This is a genomic window from Amycolatopsis sp. NPDC004772 (assembly GCF_053601215.1).
Genome location: NZ_JBSGBK010000124.1, coordinates 1 through 18,052, shown reverse-complemented (window position 1 = coordinate 18,052; position 18,052 = coordinate 1). Strand labels below are relative to the sequence as shown.

Here is an 18,052-nt window from a genome sequence, read left to right as displayed (position 1 = left end):
TTAACACTCTTTCCCTCCCCGCCGCTCTTCCGATCTCGCGCACCCTGGCCGCCCACCGGGCCCGGCGGCACGAACAGCGCGGCCGCCACCACCAGCTCGGCCAGGCCGGTCCCGCCGAGCACGATCCGGACGGCCGCCGGCCGCCGGGGCTCCGGGCCGAGCACCGCACCCCGGGCGGCCCGCGAGTTCTGCACGGCGACCGCGACCACGAGGACAGGGGCGGCGAAGTACAGCGCGGCCCAGGCGGCGAACGAGACGTGGCCGTGGGTGAACCGGTCCCAGTGCAGCACCGTCGTGACGCCGAGCAGGGACGCGAACAGCGCGACCGGGATGACGAAGGCCGCCAGAAGAAACGGCACGATCAGCAGAGCGAGCGCCCGGATCGCGGGCCGGACGCGGTCATCGGCGGCGGCGTCCACCGGGGAGGGCGTGCGGATCGAACGGAGCAACGCCCCGCGCCGAAGTGCCCCAGCCGGGTCGGCGATCACCCCTTGAGGCGGGGGAACAGGTTCTCGCCGTTGCCGCGGTCGATCGCTGCTCGCAGGTTGTCGTCGAGGGGGTACTTCTCGTACGTCCTGTTCAGGAACGACACCGCCGGCGGTGGGGCGAACGGGAAGTCGCTGCCGTAGGTGATGTGGTCCGGGTCGGCCACTTCCAGCAGGCTCGGCAGGGCCGCCGGGGACGCCGACAGCGCGAGGTCGTAGTAGAACTGGCGGAGCACGGCCAGCTGCTTGGGCACCTGGTGCTTCTGGTCGAGCAGCGCCCACGCCTGCTGCGCCTTGTTCTTGGTGTTCAGCATCGTCAGCAGGATGCGGTAGGAGATGTAGGGCACGAACCCGCCGGCGTGGGCGAGGATGAACTTGATCCCCGGGTACTCCGCCAGCGAACCCGACAGGATGAGGCTGATCGCCGTGCGGGTGGTGTCGAGCAGGAAGTCCGCGGTGAACGTCGGGATGCCGGGCACCTCCGGGGCGGGCAGCTCACCGGGGTGGACGAACACCGCCACCTGCCGGTCGTGCAGGAACTGCAGCAGGGGCGCGAAGCCGGGGTCGCCGAGGTAGCGGCCGTCGTTGTTGGCCAGCAGCACGATCCCGTCGGCGTGCAGGACGTCGAGGGCGTACTCGGCTTCGGCGAGCGCGCCCTCGACGTCGGGCAGCGTCAAGGTGGCGAAGAACCCGAAGCGGTCCGGGCGATCCGCGACCACGGAGGCGGTGTACTCGTTGACGTCCCGGGCCCAGCGGCGCGCCTCCGCGACGTCACCGAAGTACACGCCGGGCGTCGACAGCGACAGGATGCCGGTGGCGATCCCGTGACCGTCCATGAACTTCAGCGCGGCCGACGGCGACCAGGCCGGCAGGTCGACGCCGCCGGGCCGGAGGCCCTTTTCGTGCATCCACTTCGCGTACGCGGGCGGGACCAGGTGCTGATGGGTGTCGATGCGGTGGGCGCGGCTCATGCGAAATCTCCCTTTCCGGTGACCGGGGTGAGGGGGAGGCGGACGTTCCTGGCGGACAGGTAGCGGCGGCGGTCGGTGACCACGATGGACACGAGGGTGCCGACGAGGAGCCAGGCGCCGAGCTGGGCGACGCCGGTGGTGAGGCCCGTGCCGTCAGTGGCAGTGGCGCGCAACGCCAGCACCGCGCCGTGGGTGGGCAGGTAGTCCGCGATGGCGTAGAGCGGCCCGGGCAGGGTGGAGACGATGCCGGTCGCTCCGGCCAGGACGAGGACGGCCAGGGACGCGAGCCGCCCGGCGCGGCCGAAGATCGCCGTGACGGCCTGGTTGAGGGCGACGAACGCCGACGCGGCCAGCAGCGCGATCAGCAGGAACCCGATGCTGCCCGCGAACCCGAGCTTCAGCACGGGGACGGCGATGGCGGTGATGGCGACCGCCGCGAGCGCGGCCGCGGTCGCCCCGGGCAGGGCGGCGCGCAGGATGATGCGCCAGGTGGGTTCCCGGGCGGTGAGCACGGCGTCCGGCACGGCCCGGGTGACGAGGTAGGTGGCCAGCGCCAGCGCCCACAGGGCCAGCGCCGCGAACAACGTCAGCGCCAGGGTGCCGACCGGGGTGCCGTCGGTCGTCGCGGTGCTCGGGTCGGCGGCGACGGTCTTCAGGTGCGCGCGCTCGGCGTCGGTGTACGACGGCACCTGGTCACGGCCCTGGTCGAGCTGACCCGCGAGCTCGTGCGCGCCGGAATCGACCTTGGTGACACCGTCCTTCAGCTGCCCGGCCCCCGAAGCGAGCTTCCGCGCACCCGAATCCGCTTGCCGGACGCCGGTGTCGAGCTGCCTCGCGCCACCGGCGGCGGACGCGATCCCGGCGGCCAGCTCCCGGGACTTCCCGGCCAGCTGAGCGGTGCCGTCGGCGACCTTGCGGGCGCCGGTTGCCAGAGCCTGGACGGAATCGCGCGTCTTGACGGCGTTGGCGCGGATGGCGGCCTTGACCCCGTCGATCTTTCCGGCGTCGGTGGTGAACCGGTCCGCGGCCTGCCGGAGCTCGCCGCAGAAGGCCGCGGTGCCGGTGCACTCTCCGGCCAGCCGGCGGAACTGCTGCGCGGCACTGCCGGCCGAGGGGACGGCGTCGATCGCGGCGATGATCCGGTTCGCCAGCGGCACGACAACGCCGGCGAGCTGCTCGTTGCCGTCCGCGACCTGGTCGGCACCGGCGGCCAGCTGCCGGGTCAGCGTGGGCAGCTGCGCGGTGTCCCGCTCGGCCTGGGTGAGCCCGGAGGCCAGTTTTCCGGAGCCGGTGGCGAGCTGCGCGGTCCCGTCCGCGAGCCGGTCGGCGCCGTCGGCCAGCTGTGCCGCGGCATCGGACAGCTGCCGGGTCCCGTCGGCGAGCTGTGCCGCGCCGTCCGCGGCCTTGCCGACCTGCTGGTGGAGGGTCGTGAAGCCGACGTACACATTGTCCAAATAGGTCTGGACGATCTGCTGGTTCAACGTCCGTTGCGTGGCTTGGGCGATGTGGTCGGCCAGGCCGGGGTCGGTGACGCCGGCGGCGTCGGACGTCCGCACCTGCAGCTGGGCCTGCCGGGCGTCGAGGGGTTTTCCGGTGGCGGCCGAGGTGGCGCGCGCGGAGAAGTCCTGCGGGATCGTCACCGTGGCGGCGTAGCTGCCGTCGGCCAGGCCGTCGGCAGCGTCGGCGGCGTCGGTGAGCACCCAGGTGTAGGCCGAGTCGCCGCTGTGGGTGAGGTCGCCGGCGAGCTGGCGGCCGAGCGGGATGGTCTGCCCGTTGACCTGCACCGGCTCGTCGTTGTTGACCACGGCTGCCTTCGCACTGCCGTGATTGGTGTTGGGCGTCCAGAACGCCCAGGTCAGCAGGCCCATGACGAGGATGGGGACGGCGATCAGGCCGGCCCACGTCCGCCAGGTCAGCGGTCCGGAGGCGAGGGCGCGGGCGGAGTCGGCGAACGGCTTGAGCATCAGGAGACCTCGGCGGGCTGGGCGGCGGTGAGGGCGTGCAGCCGGGTGTGCCGCCCGGGCAGCAGGTCCCGGATGCGCTCGGGGTCCTGGCAGGTCAGCACGAAGGTGGTGCGCCCCGGCTGGGCGAGCAGGGCGCGGACCCGGTCGCGGACATCGGTGCGCAGCACGAGGTCGACGTCGTCGACGACCACGAGCCCGGCGTCGCGGGCGGCGGCGATCTCCCGGGCCGGGTCCTCGGTGTCGCGGCAGGACACGACGGCGACGTCGCGGCGCAGGGCGTGGGTGTGCTGGGGCAGGACCCGGCCGAGCACCTTGAGGTCGCCGGTGAACTTCGTGACGCGCCCGGCGAGCGTGTACAGCAAGGCGGTCTTGCCGCACGCGCCCGCGCCGTGCAGCACAAGGAGTTCCCCGGGCCGCAGGTGGAGGTCGACGCCGTCGTAGACCGGACGGCCGCGGTCGTCCTCCAGCCGCAGCGCGCGGGCGCTGATCGGCTCGGTGCTGCCGGGCGCGGGCCAGTCGGCGAGCCGCAGCTCGTGCACCAGCGCGTCCCCTTCGGCGTCGAAGACCGGCAGGACGCGGTCGAGCTTCGGCGGCAGGCCCCAGGCGCGGCGGCCCAGCAGCGCCAGCACCGCGGGCACCAGGGTCATCCGCACGATGAAGGCGTCGACGAAGACGCCGACGGCGAGGCTGAACGCGATGGGTTTGATGGTGGCGCTGCCTTCGGGCACGAACGCGGCGAACACCGCGAACATGATCACCGCCGCCGCGACCACCACGCGCGAGGCGGACACGAACCCGGACTCGATCGCGTGGTGCGGATCCCCCGAGTGGACGTAGTCCTCGCGGATCCGCGAGACGAGGAACACTTCGTAGTCCATCGCGAGTCCGAAGAGGACCCCCATCAGGATGATCGGCAGGAAGCTGATCACGCTGCCGGTGTGGGTCACGCCGAGGGCGTCCGCGAAGTGGCCTTCCACGAACACGAACGACGTCGCCCCGAAGGCCGCGGCCACCGAAAGCAGGTAGCCGGCGGTGGCCTTGATCGGCACCCAGATCGAGCGGAACACCATGGCCAGCAGGATCAGCGAGAGCCCGACCACCAGGATCCCGAACGGCAGCAGGGCGCTGCCGAGCTGGGCGGAGACGTCGACGCCGACCGCGGTGATGCCGGTGACCGCGGTCTGCGTGCCGTAGGCGTCGCGGAAGTGCTGCTCCTGCCCCCGCAGCCGGGACACCAGGTCGTCGGTTTGCACGGAGTCCGGCGCGGTCGCCGGGACGACCTGGATGATGCCGGTGTCGCCCTTGGGGTTCGGGGTGGCCAGCGGGACCGAGGCCACGCCGGGCAGCCGCCGGATCTCGTCGGCGATCCGGTTCACCAGGCCGACCGGGTCGGTGCTGGTGATGATGTCCGCGGTGACGATCAGCGGGCCGTTGTAGCCGGGGCCGAAGTGCTCGCTGACGACCTCGTAGGTGTCACGCGCGGGGCTGCCGTGCTCCTCGGTGCCGTTGTCCGGCAACGCCAGCCGCAGCGACGCCGCGGGGAGCGCGCAGATCGCCAGCCCGGCGACCACGACCAGCACGGTGACCAGGGGCGCCTTCGTCGCGGTGCGCACCCACCAGCGGGCGACCTGCGGCTTCCGGCGGCGCCGCTTCGGTTTCGGGACGCGCGGCCGCAACCGCTTGCCCGCGAAGGACATCAGCGCGGGAACCAGGGTGACGGCGATGCCGACGGCGAGGGCGACCGCGACCGCGGCGGCGATGCCCATGGTGGTCAGGAACGGGATCCCGGCCACGGCCAGGCCGAGCAGGGCGATGACGACGGTGAGGCCGGCGAAGATGACCGCCGAGCCCGCGGTGGCGGTGGCGCGGGCGATCGACTCCTCGACGTCGAGCCCTTCGCCGAGCTGGTCGCGGTGGCGGGACAGCAGGAACAGGGCGTAGTCGATGCCGACGGCGAGGCCGATCATCACCGCCAGCATCGGCGCGGTCGACGAGATCGGCGTGACCAGGGTGGCCAGGTAGATCAGCCCCGCGGCGAAGCCGACCCCGAGGACGGCGGTCACCAGCGGCATCACCGCGGCGATCAGGGACCGGAACATCAGCACCAGCACGAGCAGCGCGATGACCAGGCCGATGCCCTCGGTGGGACTGAGCTTCGGCACCCGGTCGGAGAACGCGTCACCGCCGGTGTACACCTGCGTGCCGGTCTGCTTCGCGAGGTCGGCGGCGATCGCGGCGAGCTGTGTCCGGGTGGCCGGCTCGACGGCGGTGAGCTGCACCTTCAGCGGCACGGCGAGGAGCGCGGCCCGGCCGTCCCCCGACACCGCGCCGTGCACGTTCGCATCGAACGGGTTCACGACCGTGGCGACCTGGCCGACCCGCCCGATCCGGGTGACGGCTTCGGCCGCCGCGGCCCGGATCGGCGGGGTGTCGGCCTTCGCCCCGTCCCCGGCGACCAGCACCAGCTGCGCGGACGTGCCGCTGACCTCGGGGAAGACCCGGCCGAGGTGGTCGAGCGCGTCCTGCGACTCCGAGCCGGGGATGGCGAACGTGTCGTCGGTGCCGTGGTTGAACGCCAGCGCGGCGCCACCGGCCGCGGCCAGCACCACGACCCACAACGCGAGGACGAGCACGCGCGCCCGGGCGGCGGCCCGGCCGAGCCGGTAGAGGAACGACGACACAAGGACTCCTGACCACGGCGGATACGTCGTGTATCGTAATGCACGATGTATCCGATGCACAGTGCATCGCGTCACTCCTCCGAGTGCACCGGGGAAAGTAAGGTGACCGCATGACGACCAGCGGGACGAGCCTCGGGAGCCCCAAGGGCCTGACGCGCCGGCGCGCGGAGACCCGGCGGCGGGTCATCGAGGCGGCCTACGACGTCTTCACCGAACTGGGGATCCGGGACGCTCCGATCGAGCTGATCTGCGAGCGTGCGGGGTTCACCCGCGGCGCGTTCTACTCCAACTTCGCCAGCAAGGAGGAGTTGTTCCTGGCGGTCTACGAGGTGCAGATGCAGGAGCGCACCGAGCGGCTGCACGCCGCGGTCGCCGAGGCCGCCGCGACCGCCGATCCGGCGGCGCCCGACGTGGTCACGCGGGTGCTGCAGGACGCGAGCGTGCTGTTCATGGAGTCGCTGACCGCGGACGAGACGTGGTACCTGCTCAACGTCGAGTTCCGCGCCCAGGCCCTGCGCCAGGCCGAGCTGCGGGCCCCGACCGCGGCCGCCGAGCGCCGGTTCCACGACGCGCTCGCCGAGATCCTGCTCGACCTGCTCGGCCGGCTGGGCCTGCGGCTGACCGTGGAGCCCCGTAACGCCGTCGTCACCATGGTCCGGCTGTACGAGACGATGCTCGAACGGGCCATCCTGGACGAGCTGCCGAGCACGGCCGACAACCGCTACCTCACCGAGGTGCTGCCGCGTTTGCTGACCGCCTTGGTCACCCGGGCCGGCGATTCGACCTTTTCGAGTCCGGACAACGGGAATGACCACCGAACGTCGCATTGACGGCGGCGTCGCGGCCGGTACCTTATGGGAGCGCTCCCACAAGTCGGCGGCAGGAGTTTCCCATGGGCGTTCGACGACGACGTCACCTCGGGCCCGGACGGGCGAGCGGCGGTCTCCTGGCCGCTTTGCTGGCCGTACCGGCCATCGCCGCACCACCGGCCTCCGCCGCCGAACTCGGCCTGACGGTCGACGTGTCCGCCGCCCGGCATCCGATCAGCCCCGGCATCTACGGCCTCAACGGCGGCGATCCGGCGTTCAACGCCGAGATCGGCCAGACGGTCGCGCGCTGGGGCGGCAACGCCACCAGCCGCTACAACTTCAAGAACCGCACCTACAACACCGGCAGCGACTGGTACTTCGAGAACATCGTCGCCGACCAGGAGCACTCCGTCGAGGGCATGGTCGGGGCCAACCTCGGCCGCGGCATCAAGCCGGTCGTCACCGTGCCCCTGAGCGGCTGGGTGGCCAAGGACTCGCCGTCGGCCCACCCGTTCGCCTGCGGGTTCCCGGCGACCCGGTTCCCGCAGCAGGACGGCTTCGACCAGTGGGACCCCAACTGCGGCAACGGAAAGCTCGACCAGCAGAACCTGACCGGCGTTCCTTCCGACACGTCGATCCCGGTGGACGCGGCCTTCGACGGCGAAATGGTGTCGCACCTGGTGTCGCAGTTCGGCACGGCGGCCCAGGGTGGCGTGCCGATCTACGAACTCGACAACGAACCCGTGCTCTGGTCCAGCACGCACCGCGACGTCCACCCCGAGCCGGTGTCGAACGACGAGCTCGGCGGCAAGGGCACCGCGGCCGCCGCGGCGATCAAGGCCGCCGATCCGAGCGCGGCCGTCCTCGGCCCGTCCGGCTGGGGCTACTGCGAGTGGGTCGCGTCCGGAGTGGACGGTTGCGGGCCGGGCGCCGACTCGGCCGCGCACGGCGGGCTCAACCTGTCCCAGTGGTACCTGAAGAACATGAAGGACTACAGCGACGCCCACGGCGGCAAGCGTTATCTCGACTACTTCGACCAGCACTTCTACCCGCAGATCAGCGGCGACAAGACGCCCGAGGCCAACGCCCTGCGGCTGCGGTCCATCCGGTCGCTGTGGGACCCGACCTACGTCGAAGAGTCCTGGATCGGCCCGAGCGGCGTCAACGCTCCCCCGCTGCAGTTCATCCGCACGATGAAACAGTGGGTCGCGCAGTACAACCCCGGCACCAAGACCGCCATCACCGAGTACAACTGGGGTGCGCTGGACGACATCAACGGCGCCCTGGCCGAGGCCGACATCCTCGGCGTCTTCGGCCGGGAGGGCCTCGACCTCGCCACGATGTGGGGCGAGCCCAAGCCGACCGACCCGGGCGCGTACGCGTTCCGGATGTACCGCAACTACGACGGCGCGGGCAGCCGGTTCGGCGACGTCAGCGTGTCGGCGACGGCCGCCGATCAGGGTCAGCTGGCGGTGTACGCGGCGCAGCGGTCCTCCGACCAGGCGCTGACCGTCATGGTCGTCAACAAGACCGGCGGCGACCTGACCTCGCCGCTGTCGGTGGCCGGGTTCGACAACGCCGGTGCGGCACAACGGTTCACCTACAGCCCGGCGAACCTGAACGCCATCGTGCGCGGCGGCGATCTCCCGGTGAGCGACGGCCGCGTCGACGCGACCTACCCGGCGAACTCCATCACGCTGCTGGTCCTGCCGGCGGCCGGGTGCTCGGCGAGCCTGCAGGTCAACGGCGGCTGGGACACCGGGCACGTCGCGACGGTGACGGTCACCAACCACCGCCGCACGCCGCTCACCGGCTGGCGGGTCGGCTGGACCTGGTCCGGCGACCAGCAGGTCACCAACTCGTGGAACACCACCCTGAGGCAGACCGCCGCGAAGGTGGTCGCCGCGGACGCGGGCTGGAACGGCCGGATCGGGGCGGGCGGCAGCACCACCTTCGGGTTCCAGGCGACCGGTGCGGCACCCCCGCCGACGTTGACCTGCACCCCGACCTGAGGCAATCCGCTCCCGCGCGGGTGCCGGGCCTGGCACGATTACCGGTATGCCCGACGACACCGAACTGAGGTTGCGCATCACCGGCGAGGACTCCGAGACGCGGCTGCGCGCCCTGCACCGCTGGCTGGGCCGCGAGGACGACCTGCGCGGCCGGGTGGCGCTGCGGAACCGGCCGGTCGCGCCCGGGGAGATGGGCGGGGTGGCGGACGTGCTCACCGTGGCGCTGGGGTCCGGCGGGGCCGCGGCGGTGCTGGTCCACGCGATCTCCCGGTCGGTGAGCACGTGGCTGACCCAGTCGCGCTCCGACGTGACGGTCACCATGACCACCACGACCGGCACCGAGACCCGGGAGATCACGGTGGACGCCCGCCGGGCGCGTGACCCCGAGGCCGTCATCCGCGAAGCCAAGGACGCCTTCTCCGCGGACCGGACCGATCCGCGCTGAGGGACAGTGTGGACGAGCCCTGGTTCCCGGACGCGGCCGCGTCGCGGGCGGTGCTGATCGGCGTCAGCCGGTACGAGTCGGCCGAACTGCCGTCGATCCCCGCCGTGTCCGCCAACCTCGACGACCTGCGCGCGGCGCTCACCGACCCGGCGCTCGGTTCGGTGGCGGCGAGCGGCTGCCGCGTGCTCGGGGACGACGCGACCAAGGCCGGCGTGGGAGCGGCCCTCACCGAGGGCAACACGCAGGCGGCCGACCTGCTGCTGGTGTACTACGCCGGCCACGGCGTGGTCGACGACGACGGGCTGCTGCACCTGGCGCTGCGCAGCACCGACGCGGACCAGGCCGGCTGGACCGCCATCCCGATCACCCTGCTGCAGCGCGAAATCGGGCGCGCCCGGGCCCGGGCCCGGGTGCTGGTGGTGGACTGCTGCTTTTCCGGTCAGGCGGCCGAGGCGATGGCCGCACCGGGCGGTCTGGTGGCCGGCCAGCTCACCATCACCGGCGGCTACACCCTGACCTCGTCGGCGTCCAACCAGCCGTCCCACGCCCCTCGCGGAGCCAGGTACACGGCCTTCACCGGCGCGCTGCTGAACGCACTGGCCGCCCCGGTGCCGTTGACCATGGACGGCATCTACCGCCACACGGACGAGGAACTGTCCGGCCTCGGGCTGCCCCGCCCCCGGCGCCGGGTGACCGACTACGCGTCGGACATCGCGCTGGTCCGCGGCCCCGTGCGGCGGCGGGGTGGGTCGGTTTCGGGTTCGCGGCCTGGGGTGGAGCCGGCCGCGGGAGTGGAGGCGGCGGCGCCTGCGCCTCGCCGGCCGGAGCCGGGCGCGCGAGCAGAGGCCGAAACGGCGGCCCGCCAACCCGAGCCAAAGCCGGCCACGCGAACCGAGGCCGCGGCGCCGGCGAGCCCCGCGCACCAAGCCGAACCCCCGACCCGCCAGCCGGAGTCTGAGCCGGCCGCGCAAGCCGAGGCCGAACCCGCGCCTCGCCAGCCCGAACCAGAACCGGCCGCGCAAGCCGAACCCGAAACCGCGGCCCGCCAACCCGAGCCAAAGCCGGCCACGCGAACCGAAGCCGCCGCGCCGGCAAGCCCCGCGCACCAAGCCGAACCCCCGCCTCGCCAGCCCGAACCAGAACCGGCCGCGCAAGCCGAACCCGAAACCGCGCCCCGCCGCCCCGAGCCCGCCTCGGCTCCCCCACACCAGCGGCGACCCGTGGCTGCTCCGCCGTTGCCCGGCGGGGCCCTGTGCACCTTCTCCTTCGATCCGCCCGGCCCGGCCGCCTGGCCCAAAGCCCTTGTCCCCGGCGGGACCTTCGTCGTCACGGCCGTTCTCGCCTGGATTGCCTTCACCGATCCCTCCCGCAACGGCGACCCGGGGATCCTCGAGATCGTGGTCGCCATCTTCTTCGGCGGCGCTCTCTCCATCGGCGCCCTCGCGTCCGCCTTCCAGGTGCTCCGGATCCTGTACGACCAAGCGCGACGACCCGCCTCCCCGTGGACCCGCCTGGAAATCGGCCCGGCCGGACTGGCCGTGACCCGCGACGGCAGCCGGCACGAGGTGGCGTGGCCGCAGATCGAACGTGTGACGCTCGCCCGGCAGGCGCCCGGGTCCCCGACCGTGGTGCTCGGCCTCCGCGGGAACGTCGTCCTGCCCGGCACCCCCACCCGGAAGGGGCTGGCCGGTCTTGGCCAGTGCCGGCAGTGGTCGGACGTCCTCGCCGCCGCGCGGCGGTTCGCCCCCTCCTCCGTGAGCGTCGAGCGCGACTCCGGCAGGGCTGCGCGTAGCCGTTGATCAGCTCGCCGGATGGTCCGGCGGCTCGGGCGTGTCCAGGCTGGTGCGCAACGACACCGGCTCGGGCAGGACCGCGGCCACCACGCCCAGCACCGCGACCCCGGCCGAAATCGCGAAGACGTGGCCGGTCGCGGTGCCGTAAGCCGCCGGGGGTGGGACTCCCTGGGCGGCCGCGACGGCGACTCGGCGGGCCAAAATCGCGCCGAGGACGGCCACTCCGATCGTGCCGCCCAGGGACCTGAAGAAGGACACCGTCGCGCTGGCCGCTCCGACGTCTCGCAGGGACACCGCGTTCTGGACCACCAGCACGAAGTTCTGCAACGTCATCCCGACCCCCACGCCGATCAGCAGCATCGCCGCCGCGATGAGCACCAGCGGGGTCGACTCACCGACGAAGCCCAAGCCCGCAGCCCGCCGAAGCCGCCGCCGATCACGAGCGCCTCGACCCGGTCGTGGACGGTCTCCCGCTCGACGCGTTCGGTGTAGGGATCGGCCGCGTAGTACCCGAACTCCCCGGCGACCCGCCGGTACTGGGCGGCACCGTCCGGACGGAGGCGACGGTCCCGCTCGGTCCGGTACTTCGCGCGCAGGACCTCGGGATCAAAGCCGAGCTCCTCGGGGGTGAAGCGGTCCATGCGGTCCCTTCCGGCGCCGATTAAGTCAACTGCTTGACTTAGGTTAGCGCAAAGATTGCCCCGGAAACCACCCGGTCATGGTGAATCTCCGACCGCCACCGATACGGCCGCCCCTTGCTTGAGACCGGACTCGTCAGCGCATCGCGGCCTGGAGCCGAGCGGCGCGCGCCCGGGCGTCGGGCCCGGCGGGCGTGCAGAATTCCGTCACCATCGCCAGGATCCGGCCGGCCGCCGCGTCGGGGGAAGCCGTCAGGTCCGGGCTGGAGGCCACCGTGATGCCGCGGGTGCCCGCCTCGTCGCTCATGCTCCAGGTGTTGTACCCGGGCACGTCGCCGCCGTGTCCCCACACCGCGGGCGCACCCGGGCCGCAGATCGCGGCCAGCGAAATCCGCATCAGCCCGAGCCCGTAGTCGACCAGACCGCCTTCGCCCGGCCAGGGAACCGTGGTCTTCATCTGCGCCAGCAGATCGGCCGGCAGCAGCGAGCCGCCGAGCAAGGCGTCGAAGAAGCGGTTCAGGTCGGCCGCGCTCGAAATGATGTTGCCGGCCCCGAAGTAGCGGCTGAGGTTGTAGGCCGTGACGTCCGTCAGCCCGCGCGGCGCCGGGTAGAGCTGCTCGTAGCCGCGGATCGCCGGGCGGGGCACCAAGGGGAAGTCGCGGGGCAGGAACGTGTCCGTGAGGTGCAGCGGCCCGGTGATCCAGTCGGCGAGCACCTGCTCGAACCGGCGGCCGGTGAGCTTCTCCACCAGGAGGGCCAGCACGTTGTAGCCGGTGTTCGAGTACGACCAGCCGGTGCCCGGCGGGAACACCAGCGGCTGCACCGTGCTGTCGTGGATCGCCTCGACCTCGCCGAAGTGCACGAACCGTTCGGTGTCCACCTCTTCGAGGGTCGTCCAGGTGTACTGCGGCGCCAGGTCCCGCGGCACGCCACCGGTGTGCTGCAGCAGCTGCCGTACGGTGATCGGCTCCGGGTAGGGCAGCAGGCCGGGCAGGTACTTCGCGATCGGCTCGTCCAGCCCCAACCGGCCCTTCGCGGCGAGCTTCAACACGAGCGTCGCCGTGAACGTCTTGGACACGCTCCCGATGCGGAACCGCCCGCCGGTGTCCGGCTTCGCGCCGGTGACGACGTCGGCGACGCCGGCCCGCCCGTGCCACCGCCCGGCCGGATCCGCGGCGACCGCGATCATCCCCACGTTCCCGGCGCGCACGGCCGCCTCCAGCGCGGCCTGCCGCGGGTCCGCCGCCGCAGCGGCGGTACCGGTGCCGGCGACCAGCAGCACGGCACAAGCGGCGGAAACGACCCATCGGCGCATGATTCCCCCCGGTGTCCGCGGTCCCCCGACGGTAGCGCAAGACCGGCCGCCGGGTCACCGGCCGGACGGCGCAGCACGGTGACCTTGATGGGTGGCTTCACCGGCAGCGGCGCGAGGATGGCGAAGGTGCGCTCGGTCCCCGGTAGGACGTCGGACGGCAGCTTGTCGCCGATGTTCAGCACGCCGGTTCGCCAGGCCGAGGATCAGCTCGCGGTCTCGGTGGTCCATCGGAACTCCTTTCCTCGCCGTCCATGCTCGGCGAGGAAGCCGGCCCGCGGACACCGGTGACCCGGCCCGAACTGCCCACCGGTCGGCCGGCGATCTCCAGCCGACCGGCGGGCGCGCTCGTGCTACCGCTTGAGCAGCACGGAGTTCACCAGGGCCGAGGCGGCCTGCTTCTGGGCGTGCGAGCTGTCGACTTCGATCGTGTACGCCCCGAGCGTCCGGAACTGCCGCTCCGGAAGCGGGTCATCGGGGAAGGGCGGGCTTTGCGCGGCCCTGCTGGTCAGCGACACGGTCAAGGAGAAGCAGCCGGGGTCGAGCGGGGCCGGCTTCCGTTCGAGGTCGGGGCAGAGCACCAGGGTGTTGGTCTCGGCCTCGCTGGTGAACGTCGCGACCTTCTGCCCCGCGGGGATCTGCAGCGACTTCAGCGGGGAGTCGATCACCGGTGGCGTGGTGCGGATCTTGCCCAGCAGCGCCAGCATGTCCGCCGCTGTCACCGGCTTCGTGGTCGTCACCCGGATCCAGCGACCGGGTCCGTCCTGCCACATCACGCCCTGCGGGTGCGGGATCTGGCCGGCGTCCGACGGTTTCGCCTTCAGCGCGCTGCTCGGCGCGGTGCCGTCGCGGACCTCGATCTGGAACGCGTACCGATGCGCTTGCCCGTAGTGCACGGTGCCGAACTGCGGCTGGATGGCCCAGAACAACAGGCCCCAGGAGCTGTCCTCGAGGCTCACGGCCGGCGCGGTCGGCAGGAGCGGCTCGGTGGCCGGAGCCCCGCTCGCCGAGGCGGGCGGGGCATTCAGGCGCGACGCCGGCGGTACCGTCGTGGCCCCCTGGCCCAGCACCGCGACGGCGCCCACGCCGAGCGCGGCCACGGCGAGCGTCACCGCGGCGACGCCGGCGATGCGGCGACGCCGGAGCCGTTTGGTGGCTCCCGCGAAGACGGCCTCCGGGTCGGGCGCCAAGGATTCCTGTGCGCGCAAGGTGCGGCGCAACGCGTCGAGGTCGGTCATCACTCTCTCCTCTGCCCCGGGCCGTCGCCGCGGGAAAACCCTTCGAACTGCACACCCTCAAGACGCCGCTGCTCCGGCGAACTGTTGCGGTGGCTTGCGGATTCCGGAGGCGGTCGCCCGGTCGCCGGGAATTTTCCGCGGCGGCGCAACAGCCCGCCGGGGTCCCGGCGTCTGAGTTGTGTGCACTTCGAAGAGTTCGCGCGCGAGGAGCTGCCTGACCTGGTGCGGTTCGCGGCCGTCCTGACCGGCGACCGCGAGCTGGCGCAGGACGTGGTGCAGGACGCGCTGGTGCGCGCGCACCAGCAGTGGCGCCGGGTGGCGGCGACCGACCGGCCGAAGCTGTACCTGCGGAAAATGGTCGTCAACGGCTACCTCTCGTGGCGGCGCCGCTGGTACCAGCGCACGGTCCGGACCACCGCGGACGTCACGGGGTACGAGGAAGCGGCCACGCCCGACCACGCGGACCGGGTCGCCGAGGCCGACCGGCTCGCCCGGTTGCTGGCCGCCCTCTCGCGCTCGCAGCGGGCCGCGATCGTCCTGCGCTTCTACGAAGACTTCGACGACCGCGAGATCGCCGAGGTGCTCGGGTGCGCGACCGGAACCGTGCGCAGTCACATTTCCCGGGGGCTCGGCGCCCTCCGCCTCCAGCTCGCGGACGGCGAGCAGATCACCTGCTGACCACCCCGACATTCCCGCGGAAGGCCACACACCGGGCGGGCCAGCACACGGACGCCAACCTGGTCTGGGCCCCGGCTACAACACGGTCACCGGCCTGGGATCCCCGACCAGAGAGCTGATCGAGTCCTTCCGCCGCCACAGACGTCGATGGTCGGCACGATCCGCGCGCTGTTCACGCAGGCGCCGGCCGGCCCTCGTCGTCGCCTTCGTCTTCGCGTCGGCCGCGTACCGCCGCAAGATCTCCTAGCGCTCTGGCACCGCGGCCGTCCGGGCACCCGGCTCCCGGAGAGAGCCGAGGCAGCTCACCGACAGCCACACCAGCGACCCACCGGCCACGACGTGGACGACGCTGGTGAGCGGGGTGTCCGGCAGCCGCGCCGCGATCGCCAGCACGGGCACGGCGACGACGTACCCCACCGCCGGGACGCGCGGGTGGATCCCGGCGCGCAGCATGGCCACCCCGAACAGCACCGTACCCGCGGCGAAGATCAGCGCACTTCCCAGCAGAGCGACCATCGTCGGGCCGCGGAGCGGCTGCTCGCCGAGGAAGAACAGCACCAGGTTCAGCGTGAACGCCGCGCCACCGAACAGGCCGAGGCCGACGGCGTTCGCCGTGTAGGCCACCACGCCGAACGGGCCGGCCGCGGTGGCCTGCCGCAGGTGGAGCACGGTGAGCAGCGGGACGGTGAACGCCGGGGAAAGGCCGAGCACGATGCTCGTCGGCGCGCTCTCGCCGGTGAACGCCTCGATCGCGCCGGGGACGGCGATGGCGAGGCCGGCGAGCACGCCGCACCAGGCACCCAGTCTGGTCAGCATGGGGATTCTCCTTGGGACATCGACGTTTCCGTGAACGGTAGGAACCACGCCCGGCCCGGCGGAAGTGCCGGACGGCCGGTGACCGGGTGGCCACCCGGCACGTGCCGTCCGGCCGGAATCCGGTCCCGGAGGCGGCGCACGGCCGTAGGCTCGGGTGATGACGCGGATCGTGCCGTGGGTTTCCGGTGCCGTGTACGGGATCGTGCTGCTGGCCGGGCTGTACTACGTCCTTGCCGGCCTCAGCCCCTCGAACGGGCTTCGGCTCGCCGGCTTCGTCGCCGGGATCGGAGCCCTGTTCGCGCTGGACGCCGTCGAGCGGCGGGTGGCCCGCGGGCCGGGCGCCTTCCTCGTCGCGCGGCTGGTGCTGTTCTTCGCGGTCGCCGCGCTCGACGAGTCGGGGTTGTCGCGGGTGCTGTTCGTGCTGGTGCCGTTCGCCGCGTACCTGACGTTCGGGCGCACCGCCGGGCTCGTGCTCGGCGGGCTGTGCCTCGCGGTGCTCGCCGCCGGGTTCGCGGTGTGGGTGCCCGGCTGGTACACCGACACCGACGCCGTGTCCGACGTGCTCATGTTCACCGTGGGCCTGGTGCTGGCCCTCGCGATGGCCGACGTCGCGGTCCGGGAACGGCGGGCCGCGGCGCGGGTCGCCGAGCTTTCCGCCGCGGCCGAACGCAACCGGCTGGCCCGCGACATCCACGACAGCCTCGGCCACCACCTGACCGCCGTGTCCATCCAGCTGGAGAAGGCGGCCGCGTTCGCCGGCCGGGACCCGGACGTCGCCGGCCAGGCGCTGGCCGACGCGCGCCGCTCGGTGGGGCACGCGCTCGAGGAAGTCCGGACGTCGGTCGGCACGCTGCGGTCCGGCGGGCGGTCCCTGGTCGGCGCGCTCACCGAGCTGGGCGTGGCGCTCGACGTGCACGGCGAGGAACCCGGCCTCGACCCCGCCACGGTCACCACGCTCTTCCGGGGCGCGCAGGAGGCGGTCACCAACGCCCGCCGGCACGGGCGAGCCGGCCGGATCCGGGTTTCGGTGACCTTCGGCGCCGCCACCAGCCTGGTCGTCACCGACGACGGCCGCGGCTTCGACCCCGCCGCGCCTCGGGCGGGGTTCGGGCTGCTCGGCCTGCGGGAGCGCGCCGCGCTCGTGGGCGGCACCGTGACGGTGGACAGCGAGCCGGGCCGCGGCACCCGGGTCACGGTGGTCGTGCCGTGAGCGTGCGGGTGCTCGTGGTCGACGACCAGCGGCTGGTCCGCGAGGGCATCGCGTCCCTGCTGGACATCCAGCCGGGGATCGCGGTGGTCGGCACGGCGGCCACCGGCCGGGAGGCGATCGAGCAGGCCCTCGCGCTCGGCCCGGACGTGGTGCTGATGGACGTGCGGATGCCGGAGATGGACGGCGTCGACGCGGTCGCCGTGCTGCGCCGCCGCGCCCCGGACTGCCGGGTGGTGATGCTGACGACGTTCGACGACGAGGAGTACGTCGTGCAGGCGCTGCGGGCGGGGGCGGCCGGCTACCTGCTGAAGGACCTCCCGGCCGCGGAGCTGGCCGAATCGGTCCGGCTGGCGCACGCCGGCGTCACCCAGCTCGATCGCGCGGCCGCCCGCCACGTCGCCGCGGCGCTGTCCGGGCACCCGGCGCCCCCGGACGTCCTGACCGCCCGCGAGACGGAGGTGCTGCGCATGGTCGCGACCGGGGCGACGAACCGCGAGATCGCGGCCCGGCTGTTCCTCAGCGAGGGCACGGTGAAGAACCACATCTCCCGCATCCTCGGCCGGCTCGGCCTGCGCGACCGCACCCAGGCGGCCGTCTACGCCCGCGACCGGGGCCTCATCTGAGCGGGGCGCCGGATCCAGCCGCGGAAACTCAGTCTTTGGTCTGAGAAAAGCTGCCGGAAATCCCCGTTTTTCGCCTGAGGACAATAAGCGGTGCAGCCGCGTAACGTCATTTCCGGCCACGGCGAAACGGGAGGTCCGACCATGAACGACGACCGGGAATCCGCAGTACCGGCGACGCTTCGGCGCAAGGGCAGGTTCGGCGCGCTGCCGAAGATCGACGTCGTCGGGCTCACCATCGATCTCGCGGTGGCCACGGCGGTTCTCCTCGTGCTCACCAAGACGACCGGCGGCCGGCGGGACGAAGCCGCCTGACGCCGGAACCGGTCGGGGGGGGGGAAACCGGGGGGGAAACCCGGGAGGCCCCACCCCACCCGGGG

At 72.8% G+C, this 18,052-nt stretch carries 17 protein-coding genes; 8 read left to right on the top strand and 9 right to left on the bottom strand.

Annotated elements, in window-relative coordinates:
• The 4 genes from ACWEF6_RS39975 to ACWEF6_RS39960 all read right to left on the bottom strand — a co-directional run.
• Positions 1 to 419: hypothetical protein (locus tag ACWEF6_RS39975; RefSeq protein ID WP_449687726.1), on the bottom strand; the 419-nt coding region annotated here is incomplete at its 3' end.
• Positions 420 to 484: 65 nt separating this feature from the next.
• Positions 485 to 1,456, bottom strand: a complete 972-nt coding sequence (locus ACWEF6_RS39970) for an amidohydrolase family protein (RefSeq protein ID WP_449687725.1) — start codon at positions 1,454 to 1,456, stop codon at positions 485 to 487.
• The gene (locus ACWEF6_RS39965; RefSeq protein ID WP_449687724.1) at positions 1,453 to 3,420 is read right to left on the bottom strand and encodes a YhgE/Pip family protein; all 1,968 of its coding nucleotides are present in this window, start codon (positions 3,418 to 3,420) and stop codon (positions 1,453 to 1,455) included. Before ACWEF6_RS39965 ends, ACWEF6_RS39970 begins: the two co-directional genes overlap by 4 nt.
• Complete coding sequence (locus ACWEF6_RS39960; RefSeq protein WP_449687723.1) at positions 3,420 to 6,101, bottom strand: MMPL family transporter; 2,682 nt, start codon at positions 6,099 to 6,101, stop codon at positions 3,420 to 3,422. Before ACWEF6_RS39960 ends, ACWEF6_RS39965 begins: the two co-directional genes overlap by 1 nt.
• Before the next feature lie 110 nt (positions 6,102 to 6,211).
• Between ACWEF6_RS39960 and ACWEF6_RS39955 the strand changes: the two genes are divergently transcribed.
• The 4 genes from ACWEF6_RS39955 (at position 6,212) to ACWEF6_RS39940 (ending at position 11,166) form a co-directional block, all read left to right on the top strand.
• Entirely contained in the window at positions 6,212 to 6,931 is a 720-nt protein-coding gene (locus ACWEF6_RS39955) for a TetR/AcrR family transcriptional regulator (protein WP_449687722.1), read from the top strand.
• Between the two features lie 62 nt (positions 6,932 to 6,993).
• On the top strand, positions 6,994 to 8,922 hold the full coding sequence (locus ACWEF6_RS39950) for a glycoside hydrolase family 44 protein (RefSeq protein ID WP_449687721.1): 1,929 nt from the start codon (positions 6,994 to 6,996) through the stop codon (positions 8,920 to 8,922).
• 46 nt (positions 8,923 to 8,968) lie between these two features.
• Positions 8,969 to 9,367: an effector-associated constant component EACC1 gene (locus ACWEF6_RS39945; protein WP_449687720.1), complete on the top strand. Its 399-nt coding sequence runs from the start codon at positions 8,969 to 8,971 to the stop codon at positions 9,365 to 9,367.
• 8 nt (positions 9,368 to 9,375) lie between these two features.
• The gene (locus ACWEF6_RS39940; RefSeq protein WP_449687719.1) at positions 9,376 to 11,166 is read left to right on the top strand and encodes a caspase, EACC1-associated type; all 1,791 of its coding nucleotides are present in this window, start codon (positions 9,376 to 9,378) and stop codon (positions 11,164 to 11,166) included.
• On the opposite strand, the gene ACWEF6_RS39935 is transcribed toward ACWEF6_RS39940, so the two are convergent.
• From ACWEF6_RS39935 to ACWEF6_RS39920, 4 genes are all read right to left on the bottom strand, one after another.
• Positions 11,167 to 11,568 carry a hypothetical protein gene (locus tag ACWEF6_RS39935; RefSeq protein ID WP_449687718.1) on the bottom strand — a complete coding sequence of 134 codons (402 nt, stop codon included), beginning with the start codon at positions 11,566 to 11,568 and terminating at the stop codon, positions 11,167 to 11,169.
• Positions 11,511 to 11,801 carry a hypothetical protein gene (locus tag ACWEF6_RS39930; RefSeq protein ID WP_449687717.1) on the bottom strand — a complete coding sequence of 97 codons (291 nt, stop codon included), beginning with the start codon at positions 11,799 to 11,801 and terminating at the stop codon, positions 11,511 to 11,513. The genes ACWEF6_RS39935 and ACWEF6_RS39930 overlap by 58 nt, the downstream gene beginning before the upstream one ends.
• Before the next feature lie 133 nt (positions 11,802 to 11,934).
• The gene (locus ACWEF6_RS39925; RefSeq protein WP_449687716.1) at positions 11,935 to 13,113 is read right to left on the bottom strand and encodes a serine hydrolase domain-containing protein; all 1,179 of its coding nucleotides are present in this window, start codon (positions 13,111 to 13,113) and stop codon (positions 11,935 to 11,937) included.
• 350 nt (positions 13,114 to 13,463) lie between these two features.
• A complete protein-coding gene (locus ACWEF6_RS39920; protein ID WP_449687715.1) occupies positions 13,464 to 14,348 on the bottom strand; it encodes a hypothetical protein in 885 nt (294 codons plus the stop codon).
• A 180-nt stretch (positions 14,349 to 14,528) separates the two neighbouring features.
• Here ACWEF6_RS39920 and ACWEF6_RS39915 point away from each other — a divergent pair, with 180 nt between their 5' ends.
• Positions 14,529 to 15,026, top strand: a complete 498-nt coding sequence (locus tag ACWEF6_RS39915) for a SigE family RNA polymerase sigma factor (protein WP_449687714.1) — start codon at positions 14,529 to 14,531, stop codon at positions 15,024 to 15,026.
• Positions 15,027 to 15,269: 243 nt separating this feature from the next.
• Here ACWEF6_RS39915 and ACWEF6_RS39910 read toward each other — a convergent pair whose 3' ends face one another.
• Positions 15,270 to 15,842: a hypothetical protein gene (locus tag ACWEF6_RS39910; RefSeq protein WP_449687713.1), complete on the bottom strand. Its 573-nt coding sequence runs from the start codon at positions 15,840 to 15,842 to the stop codon at positions 15,270 to 15,272.
• A gap of 157 nt (positions 15,843 to 15,999) precedes the next feature.
• On the opposite strand from ACWEF6_RS39910, the gene ACWEF6_RS39905 reads away from it, so the two are divergent.
• The 3 genes from ACWEF6_RS39905 to ACWEF6_RS39895 all read left to right on the top strand — a co-directional run bounded on the left by ACWEF6_RS39905 (position 16,000) and on the right by ACWEF6_RS39895 (position 17,987).
• Positions 16,000 to 17,052: a sensor histidine kinase gene (locus ACWEF6_RS39905; protein WP_449687712.1), complete on the top strand. Its 1,053-nt coding sequence runs from the start codon at positions 16,000 to 16,002 to the stop codon at positions 17,050 to 17,052.
• Positions 17,049 to 17,675: a response regulator gene (locus ACWEF6_RS39900; protein WP_449687711.1), complete on the top strand. Its 627-nt coding sequence runs from the start codon at positions 17,049 to 17,051 to the stop codon at positions 17,673 to 17,675. The genes ACWEF6_RS39905 and ACWEF6_RS39900 overlap by 4 nt, the downstream gene beginning before the upstream one ends.
• 141 nt (positions 17,676 to 17,816) lie before the next feature.
• Positions 17,817 to 17,987, top strand: coding sequence for a hypothetical protein (locus ACWEF6_RS39895; protein ID WP_449687710.1), 171 nt, complete (start codon positions 17,817 to 17,819; stop codon positions 17,985 to 17,987).
• The last annotated feature ends 65 nt before the right edge of the window (positions 17,988 to 18,052 follow it).

Coding starts and splice junctions, on each gene's coding strand:
- ACWEF6_RS39920 (WP_449687715.1), bottom strand. CDS start 14,348: ATGACCGACCTCGACGCGTTGCGCCGCACCTTGCGCGCACAGGAATCC.
- ACWEF6_RS39905 (WP_449687712.1), top strand. CDS start 16,000: ATGACGCGGATCGTGCCGTGGGTTTCCGGTGCCGTGTACGGGATCGTG.
- ACWEF6_RS39910 (WP_449687713.1), bottom strand. CDS start 15,842: ATGCTGACCAGACTGGGTGCCTGGTGCGGCGTGCTCGCCGGCCTCGCC.
- ACWEF6_RS39970 (WP_449687725.1), bottom strand. CDS start 1,456: ATGAGCCGCGCCCACCGCATCGACACCCATCAGCACCTGGTCCCGCCC.
- ACWEF6_RS39950 (WP_449687721.1), top strand. CDS start 6,994: ATGGGCGTTCGACGACGACGTCACCTCGGGCCCGGACGGGCGAGCGGC.
- ACWEF6_RS39965 (WP_449687724.1), bottom strand. CDS start 3,420: ATGCTCAAGCCGTTCGCCGACTCCGCCCGCGCCCTCGCCTCCGGACCG.
- ACWEF6_RS39930 (WP_449687717.1), bottom strand. CDS start 11,801: ATGGACCGCTTCACCCCCGAGGAGCTCGGCTTTGATCCCGAGGTCCTG.
- ACWEF6_RS39895 (WP_449687710.1), top strand. CDS start 17,817: ATGAACGACGACCGGGAATCCGCAGTACCGGCGACGCTTCGGCGCAAG.
- ACWEF6_RS39955 (WP_449687722.1), top strand. CDS start 6,212: ATGACGACCAGCGGGACGAGCCTCGGGAGCCCCAAGGGCCTGACGCGC.
- ACWEF6_RS39925 (WP_449687716.1), bottom strand. CDS start 13,113: ATGCGCCGATGGGTCGTTTCCGCCGCTTGTGCCGTGCTGCTGGTCGCC.
- ACWEF6_RS39945 (WP_449687720.1), top strand. CDS start 8,969: ATGCCCGACGACACCGAACTGAGGTTGCGCATCACCGGCGAGGACTCC.